The 2,040-nt window shown below is 73.6% G+C and carries 1 protein-coding gene; it reads right to left on the minus strand.

Annotated features, from left to right (window positions below; genetic code table 11):
* Positions 1 to 2,040, minus strand: a 2,040-nt coding sequence (locus ACZ6EG_RS33995; protein WP_469610516.1) for a type I polyketide synthase, incomplete at both ends; no start/stop codon positions are given.

A 2,040-nucleotide genomic window follows, 5' to 3' on the forward strand; every position in this document is an offset into this window, starting at 1 on the left:
CCGCAGATCCACACCCGACCGCCCGACCAGATCACGCAACCGAGCCGCCTGCGCCCGCAACGCCCCCTCCGAACGCGCGGAAACCAACAACGGCGACGGAACGGGCGTGTCCCCTGTGCCGTGGTCAGGAGCACCGCCGGCCCCGACCTCGCCCCAGTCCGGTGCCTCCTCGATGATCAGATGCGCGTTCGTCCCACTGATCCCGAAGGAGGACACGGCCGCCCGGCGCGGGCGGTCCGGCCGACGGGGCCACCGGCGCGCCTCGGCCAGCAGGGCGACCGTGCCCGACGACCAGTCGACGTGTGTGCTGGGCCGGTCCGCGTGCAGTGTCCGCGGCAGCGTGCCGTGTTCCAGGGCCAGCAGCATCTTGATGACCCCCGCGGCACCCGCGGCGGCCTGGGTGTGCCCGACGTTGGACTTCAGCGACCCCAGCCACAGGGGGTCACCCGCGCGCTCACGCCCGTACGTGGCCAGCAGGGCACCCGCCTCGATCGGATCGCCCAGCGCCGTACCCGTTCCGTGCGCCTCCACCGCGTCCACATCACCCGGCGCGAGGCCGGCGTCGGCCAGGGCCGCTCGGATGACGCCTTCCTGCGCGGAGCCGTTGGGAGCGGTCAGGCCGTTACTGGCACCGTCCTGGTTGACCGCGCTGCCACGCACCACGGCCAGCACCCGGTGACCCGCGCGCCGGGCGTCGGAAAGCCGCTCCAGTGCCAGGACGGCGACACCCTCGGACCAGGCCGTACCGTCGGCATCGGCGGAGAACGGCATGCAGCGGCCGTCGGCGGCGAGCCCGCGCTGCCGCGAGAACTCGACGAACATGCCGGGTGCCGACATCACCGTGACGCCGCCCGCCAGGGCCAGCCCGCACTCGCCCCGGCGCAGAGCCTGCACGGCCAGGTGCAGCGCCACCAGGGACGAGGAGCACGCCGTGTCGACGGTGAGCGCCGGTCCGCCCGTGCCGAGGGTGTAGGCGATCCGGCCGGAGGCCACGCTCGCCGTGGTTCCGGTGAGCAGGTACCCCTCGTATCCGTCCGCTCCCTCGTGAAGCCTCGGCCCGTACTCCGGTGCGGTGGCACCGATGAACACTCCGGCGTCACCGCCGCGCAGTGACCCGGGGAGCACTCCGGCGTCTTCGAGGGCCTCCCACGACGTCTCCAGCAGCAACCGCTGCTGCGGGTCCATGGCCGTGGCCTCGCGCGGCGAGATGCCGAAGAACTCCGCGTCGAACTCGGCCGCCGCGTGCAGGAACCCGCCCGCCCGCACATAGGTCCTGCCCGGGGTCCCCGGCTCGGGGTCGTACAGCCCGTCGAGGTCCCAGCCGCGGTCGACGGGGAAGGACGAGATCGCGTCGGCGCCGGCCTCCAGCAGCTCCCAGAGGGCGGCGCGCGAGTCGACGCCGCCGGGGAGGCGGCAGCCCACACCGACGATGGCGATCGGGTCGTCACCGTCCCGGGTACCGCTCCGGGCGTCCGGCGCCCCCGTCACGGCCGGGGAGAGCACCCCCGGCTCATCGGCACCCGAGTTACGCGGCCCGCGTCCGTCCTCCACGAGGTGCTCGGCTACGGCACGAGGGGTGGGCAGGTTGTAGACGAGCGTGGTGGCTAGGGGGCGCCCGGTGGCACGCTTCAGCAGGTCGCGCAGCTCGACCGCGGTCACCGAGTCCAAGCCCTGGGAGGTGAAGGTGCGGTCGAGCACGATCTCGCCGGGGTCGTCATGGCCCAGGACCGCCGCGGTGCTCTCACGGACCAGGCGAACGGCCTCCTCGGAGGACATCGGCTCCAGCTCCGGTTCCGGCTCCGGTGACACCGCGCGGCTCACTGCACCGGTGACGGTCACACCCGGCCCGGTGTCGGCCGTGCCGACTCGGCTCAGTGCAGGAGACCAGTGGGTACGGCGTTGGAAGGGGTAGGTGGGGAGGTCGATGCGTCGGCCACCACCACTGCCCGTGTGCAGGGCGTTCACGTCCAGGTCGGCGTCGCGGGTGAAGACCGTCGCCACCGCCGCCTCGAACACCTCCCGCTCCGGACGACCCCGCCG

This window comes from Streptomyces sp. NPDC041968 (assembly GCF_055589025.1).